The sequence below is a fragment of the Bradyrhizobium sp. genome, assembly GCF_049581145.1.
GTDB lineage: Bacteria > Pseudomonadota > Alphaproteobacteria > Rhizobiales > Xanthobacteraceae > Bradyrhizobium.
Genome location: NZ_JBAURI010000687.1, coordinates 1 through 6,333 on the forward strand (window position 1 = coordinate 1; position 6,333 = coordinate 6,333).

General features: G+C 64.3%; 5 protein-coding genes. 2 read left to right on the plus strand and 3 right to left on the minus strand.

The features are described 5' to 3' along the window. A partial coding sequence (locus WCB02_RS22350; protein WP_423961501.1) for an ABC transporter permease occupies positions 1–890 on the minus strand: 890 nt, incomplete at its 3' end. Positions 891–1,219: 329 nt separating this feature from the next. Between WCB02_RS22350 and WCB02_RS22355 the strand changes: the two genes are divergently transcribed. Continuing rightward, positions 1,220–3,040, plus strand: a complete 1,821-nt coding sequence (locus WCB02_RS22355; protein ID WP_423961503.1) for a di-heme-cytochrome C peroxidase — start codon at positions 1,220–1,222, stop codon at positions 3,038–3,040. Positions 3,041–3,416: 376 nt separating this feature from the next. Here the strand turns inward: WCB02_RS22355 and WCB02_RS22360 are convergent, their stop codons facing one another. After that, positions 3,417–4,067: a CoA transferase subunit B gene (locus WCB02_RS22360; RefSeq protein ID WP_423961505.1), complete on the minus strand. Its 651-nt coding sequence runs from the start codon at positions 4,065–4,067 to the stop codon at positions 3,417–3,419. Further along, positions 4,067–4,798 carry a CoA transferase subunit A gene (locus WCB02_RS22365; RefSeq protein ID WP_423961507.1) on the minus strand — a complete coding sequence of 244 codons (732 nt, stop codon included), beginning with the start codon at positions 4,796–4,798 and terminating at the stop codon, positions 4,067–4,069. The genes WCB02_RS22360 and WCB02_RS22365 overlap by 1 nt, the downstream gene beginning before the upstream one ends. Before the next feature lie 338 nt (positions 4,799–5,136). Here WCB02_RS22365 and WCB02_RS22370 point away from each other — a divergent pair. Further along, positions 5,137–6,333 (plus strand): AsmA family protein (locus WCB02_RS22370; RefSeq protein WP_423961509.1); only part of this gene is annotated, 1,197 nt, incomplete at its 3' end.

Consider the following 6,333-nt stretch of genomic DNA (forward strand, 5'->3'; position numbering starts at 1 on the left):
CCGATCAGGCTGATGCCGCCGATCACGACGACCAGAACCACGTCGAAGATCATGGTGCCCTGCGTGATCGCCATCTGCATGCTGCCTGTGGTGCCGACCCAGACGAAGCCCGCGAGCCACGCAAGCACCGCGACCAGCACATATTCCAGCACGATCAATGGCCGCAGCGCGACGCCGGACAGCCGCGCGGCCTCGGGACTGTCGCCCTGCGCGTAGATGAAGCGGCCGAGCGAGGTGCGCGACAGGAACAGCTGCATGGCGATGGCGGCGACCGCGAACACCAGGATCGGGACCGGCACGCCGAACAGCCGGCCGGCGCCGAGAAACATCAGCGCGGGCTCGTTGTTCGGCGCATAGACCACCCAGGCCGGGGCAAACCAGAAGGCCATGCCATAGATCACGAAGCCCGCGGCCAGCGTCACGAACAGAGCAGGCGCCTCGATAAAGGCGACCATCACGCCATTGATCGCGCCGATCATGATCGCGATGGCGAGCGCCACCAGCACGGCCGCAGTCACCGGCAGCCCCCGCTGCATCTCGATCAGGGCGATCGACCAGGAGCCTGCCATGATCGCGACCTCGCTCAGATCGATGCCACGGCTGATGACGATCAATCCCATGCCGAGGCCGAGAACGCCGAGGATCGAGATCGAGCGGAGCAGATTGAGCAGGTTGGACACGGTGGCAAAGCCGTTCAGCGTGAGGCCGAACACGACCAGCAGCAGGATCGTGATCATCAGGACGATCTGTTCCTGATTGGTCTTTGCGATGCCGATGCGAAAGCGGGGCCATCCCCGGGGCCGGGATGTGTCGGCGGACGAAGGTGTCCCAACAGCGGGTGAGCCGCGCGCGGCCTGCTCAAAGCCACGCACCGGCAAGGGTGGCCGCATCGCTTCCTCCACTTTGTTTTTTTCGAGTGTAGGAGTGGCCGTCTGCATCCGTCAAATGCATTCTCAACCCGGCCTGACGAAATCCGGGCGCGCGAACCGGCATTTGGCGGCGGCCCCTCAGCGCTGCTAATCAAGCGAGACGCCCGCGGATCACGCGCCCGCCATGAACACGTGATCGGCCTCCCTTATCCACTGCTCATCTGCGGACCACGAAGTCAATTTCCGTGTCACGCAAATTTTGCTCGTTTCAAACCGTCGCCCATTTGTTAGTCTGGGATCATCACGCGGCGCGCGAGATATTTTCCATCAGATGATGCGGGGATGATTTCATGACAAAGTCATTTGAGATTTTGTTCGGCTGCCTTGCAGCGCTCGGCGCGGTCTCGCCGGCGCTCGCCCAGTCCGCGGCCGGATCAACCGCGACACCCGTGCTGCAATACGCCAGGCAGGGCTGGACCGCGGAGGACCGGCAGTTTTTCTACACCACGAGCCAGGGATCGCGCATCATGCCCTATCTCTGGTTCAAGGCGCTGCGGCGGCTCGATGTCGACGAGCCGTTCGGCGGCGACCAGCTGGCACGCTACGGCTATCTGCCCAACGACAAATCCAGATCGAATCCGGAAGGGCTGGCGGTCGGCTTCGTGATCGACGGCGACGCCAAGACCGGCTTCTTCGGCATGAGCTGCGCGGCCTGCCACACCGCGCAAATCGAGTATCAGAACAAGGACGGCGCGACGCAGCAGCTGCGCATCGATGGCGCACCGGCGACCGCCGATTTCCAGGCGTTCCTGATCGATCTGACGGCCGCCACGCGCGCCACGCTGTCGGATGCCGACCGCTTCGACAAGTTCGCCCGCGCCGTGCTCGGCGACCGCTATACCGCGACCCGCGCCAAGGACCTCAAGACGGATTTCGCCGCCTGGGTCAAGCAGTGGGGCGACTTCATGGACAAAAGCCTGCCCGCGTCGCACTGGGGACCGGGGCGGCTCGACGCCTTCGGCATGATCTTCAACCGCGTCGCGGGCAAGGATCTCGGGATCGAGGCGAACTTCAAGATCGCGGACGCGCCGGTCAGCTATCCTTTCCTCTGGAACGCCTCGCGGCAGGACAAGACGCAATGGAACGGCGACGTTCCCAACGGCCTCTACATCAACGCGATCGGACGCAATGCCGGCGAGGTGTTCGGCGTGTTCGCGGAGTTCACGCCCAAGAAGCAGCTGCTGCCGCCGTTCTACAGCTTCAGGAGCTCGGTGAACTTCGTCAATCTGCAGCAGCTCGAGGAAAAGATCGTCGCGCTGAAGCCGCCGCCATGGCCGTTCGCTCTCGATCCGGACAAGGTGAACAGGGGCCGCGTCCTCTTCGCGCAAAATTGCGGCAGCTGCCATGACCAGCGGGAAATAGCCGAGACAGGCAATTGGCTGACGCCGGTCAAGGCGGTCGGCACCGATTCCAGGATGTTCGAGAATGCGTTGCGGACATCGCAATCCGGCGTCCTGGCGGGCGCGCTGACGCCCAATCCGCCGGGATCGAAGCTTTCCAATCCAGCCGCGACCACCGACGTGCTTGCAGCGGCGGTGGTCGGCGCGCTGTTCGACGATGCCTTCCCGCCGCTGCCGCGACTGCCAAATCCCAACAGCGGCGTCTGGCAGGCCATCCAGAAGGACATCGCCGATATCCTCACCAACCAGCAGGATGCGGCGTTTCTGCAACGTCTTCAGGGAGCCTTGCGCAATCATACGCTGTTTCTGGAGCTCGCGCGGGATCATGCCAACATCGAGAACCTGAAGACCCATCTCCGCGACCGGCTCGCAAACCTCTACAAGGTGCCGGGCGAAGCTGATGCCTATGAGTCGCGGGTGCTGCACGGCATCTGGGCGACCGCGCCCTATCTGCACAACGGCTCGGTGCCGAACCTCTGGGAATTGCTGACCCCACCGGCGCAACGCAAGCCGTTCTTCATGGTCGGCAGCAGGAAATACGACCCGGTGAACGTCGGCTATGTCACCGACGAATCCCCCTCCAAGGACGGCAAGCTGGTGGTCGGCGGCTCTGACGTCCAACCCGGCAACAGCAACGCCGGTCACGACTTCGGGACAGGGCTGTCCGACGACGAGAAGTGGCAGCTGATCGAATATCTCAAGCAGCTGTGATTCGCATTTGAATGCACCGCCGTCATTGCGATCCGCCGGGTCGGGCGCATTCGCGCGACCCGGTGGGTCGCGATCACGGCGTCCGCAGCAACCATCGAAGCTCCGTAGACAAGGTGAAGCCGCGCCGGCCCACCATCGCGCCGTTCTGACTGGCAAAGGGTGGGCACGCTTCGCTTTGCCCACCCGCAGCGGCCGAGCAAAGCGCAGGTGCCGATCACAAAATCAACGTCGTCCCGGCGAAGGCCGGGACCCATAACCATCAGGGTTCAATTTTCGAGCGAGCCCAAGCCGCAAGATTAGCGTCGACAACGAGCTTCTGTGGTTATGGATCCCGGCCTTCGCCGGGCTGACGATAACGACAGGTCTCAGGTGCACATCATGTGTTCTTCAGCGCCACCCGGAATTCAGCTTCGGTCTTTGCCTTGACCTCGTCGAGCGTGACGCCGTCGGCGAGCTCGATCAGCGCCATACCGTCATGGCCGTGCTTGTCGATGGTGAACACCGCCAGATCGGTCACGACCATGTCGACCACCCGCTCGCCGGTCAGCGGCAGGTTGCACTGCTTCAGGAGCTTCGGGCCGTCCTTGGCGGAATGCTCCATCACCACGACCACGCGCTTGACGCCGGCGACCAGGTCCATCGCGCCGCCCATGCCCTTGACCATCTTGCCGGGGATCATCCAGTTGGCGAGATCGCCGTTCTGCGCCACCTGCATCGCGCCCAGGATCGACAGGTCGATATGGCCGCCCCGCACCATGCCGAAGGAATCGGCCGAGGAGAAATAGCTGGTGGTCGGCAATTCCGTCACGGTCTGCTTGCCGGCGTTGATCAGGTCGGGGTCTTCCTCGCCCTCGTAGGGAAACGGCCCCATGCCCAGCATGCCGTTCTCGCTCTGCAGCTGCACGTCGACGCCGGCCGGGATGTAGTTCGACACCAGGGTCGGAATGCCGATGCCGAGATTGACGTAATATCCGTCGCGCAATTCCTTGGCGGCGCGGGCCGCCATCTGGTCGCGGGTCCAGGCCATCAGACTTCCTCTCCAGTTGCGGCGGCCGCCATCTCACGCTTGCGCGTGGTGCGCTGCTCGATGCGCTTCAGGCCGGTTCCGACCTGGATGATGCGCTTGACGAAAATCCCGGGCGTGTGGATCTGGTCGGGATCGATCTGGCCGGCGGGCAGCAGATGCTCGACCTCGGCGACCGTCACCTTGGCCGCGGTCGCCATCATCGGATTGAAGTTGCGCGCGGTCTTGCGATAGACGAGGTTGCCGGCGGTGTCGCCCTTCCAGGCATGCACGATGGCGAGATCGGCGAACAGGCCGCGTTCCATCAGATACTGCTCGCCGTCGAACTCCTTCACTTCCTTGCCTTCCGCGACCAGGGTACCGACCCCGGTCTTGGTGTAGAACGCCGGAATGCCGGCGCCGCCTGCGCGGATGCGTTCGGCGAGCGTGCCCTGCGGCGCGAATTCGAGCTCCAGCTCGCCGGCCAGGAACTGCTGGGCGAACAGCTTGTTCTCGCCGACATAGGAGGAGATCATCTTCCTGATCTGGCGGGTCTCCAGCAACCGGCTGAGCCCGATGCCGTCGACGCCTGCATTGTTGGAGACCACGGTGAGGTCTCTCACGCCGGACTCGCGGATCGCATCCGACAGGGTCTCGGCGATGCCGCAGAGGCCGAAACCGCCGGACATCAGCATCATGCCGTCCTTGAGCAGGCCTTCGAGTGCCGATCTGGCGTCGGGGTAAACCTTGTTCATAACATGCAACCTGAGGCAGGAAAGCGGCACAATAGCCGGCATTGTCCGGATTATTAGGCGAAATCTTCGCAATGCGTCAATGCGGCCCTGGTCTGGTCCTGCCCTTTGTTGGATGGGGTGAGTAGCCGCGGTAACAGACGCCCGCCAATGCGCCATCGTGCGATCGTCAGGGAACGGTCACATCCGTGGCATGGCCTTGAAAGCGTCAAGAAAACCCATCAAGTTGCGTGGGTTGGCAAGGGGTGGCATTGGGATCGGCGCGCCCCTGCCCACCCCCCTTTCACCTGCGACCAGCGACCCAAGCCGCGATCCAAGTCGACCAGGACATGTCATTGACGATGGCCCAAGGAATGAAACGCCTGGGGACGCCGCTCGCGGCGTTGCTCGCGCTCGCGCTGGTCGGGATGATGGCAACCTCCTGGTTGATCAACCGGGACGCCGTGCGGCAGGCGGTGGAGGCGCAGATCCGCGACGTCACCGGCCTCGACCTGGTGATCAAGGGTCCGATCGACGTCTCGGTGTTTCCGGGGAGCTACGTCTCCTTCCACGATGTCGGCTTGCGCGACGGCGACGCCGCCGGCCCGGGGCTGCGCGTCGACGTGCTGACCGCGAATCTGCGGCTGCTGCCGCTATTGCTGCAGCGCTACGAGATCGCCGACGTCATGATGCTGCGCCCGCAGATCCGCGTGATGCGCACAGCCGACGGCGAGAGCAACTGGACGCCCTTCGTCCAGACCATCGCGCGCACCATGAAGCCCGGCGCCGACAATCCGGTGTCGTTCTCGGAAATCCGCATCCAGGACGGCACGCTGAGCTATCAGGATGGCGGCAATCATGCAGGCGAGAAGATCGAGGATATCGACCTCTCGCTGGCCTGGCCGTCGATCTCGCGCTCTTTCGCAGTCACCGGGCAATTCGACTGGCGCGGCGAGCGGGTCGACGGCTCGATCAGCGTCGGCGACTTCGTCGCGGCGTTGTCGGGCGAGCGCTCCGGGGTGAAGGCCCGGCTGTCCAGCGCGCCGCTGAAGCTTGCCTTTGACGGCACGGTCTCCAATCGCACCAGCGCCATGATGGAAGGCACGCTGACCGTCGACAGCGCCTCGCTGCGCGACGCGCTGCAATGGACCGGCCAAGAGCCGCCGGGCTCCGGCGGCTTCGGCCGCTTCGCGCTGAAGGCGCGCGCCAATGTGGTCGGCGCCTCGGTGGCGCTGACCAATGTCAACGTCGAGCTCGACGGCAACGTCGCCGAGGGCGTCATGACCTATTCCAACAATGGCCGCCAGACGCTGCAGGCGACGCTCGCGGCCGACGCGCTCGACTTCACGCCCTACATTTCCACCATCCGGCTGCTCGCTTCGGGCGCGCATGACTGGAACCGGCAGATGTTCGATCTCAATGCGCTGTCCTCGACAGACCTCGACATGCGCCTGTCGGCGGCCCGCGTCGCGGTCGGCAGCACGAAGCTTGGTCGCACCGCGTTCGGCGCCAATCTGCGCGGCGGCGCGCTGGCGCTGAGCGTCGGCGAGGCGCAGATG

Coding starts and splice junctions, on each gene's coding strand:
- WCB02_RS22355 (WP_423961503.1), top strand. CDS start 1,220: ATGACAAAGTCATTTGAGATTTTGTTCGGCTGCCTTGCAGCGCTCGGC.
- WCB02_RS22360 (WP_423961505.1), bottom strand. CDS start 4,067: ATGGCCTGGACCCGCGACCAGATGGCGGCCCGCGCCGCCAAGGAATTG.
- WCB02_RS22365 (WP_423961507.1), bottom strand. CDS start 4,798: ATGAACAAGGTTTACCCCGACGCCAGATCGGCACTCGAAGGCCTGCTC.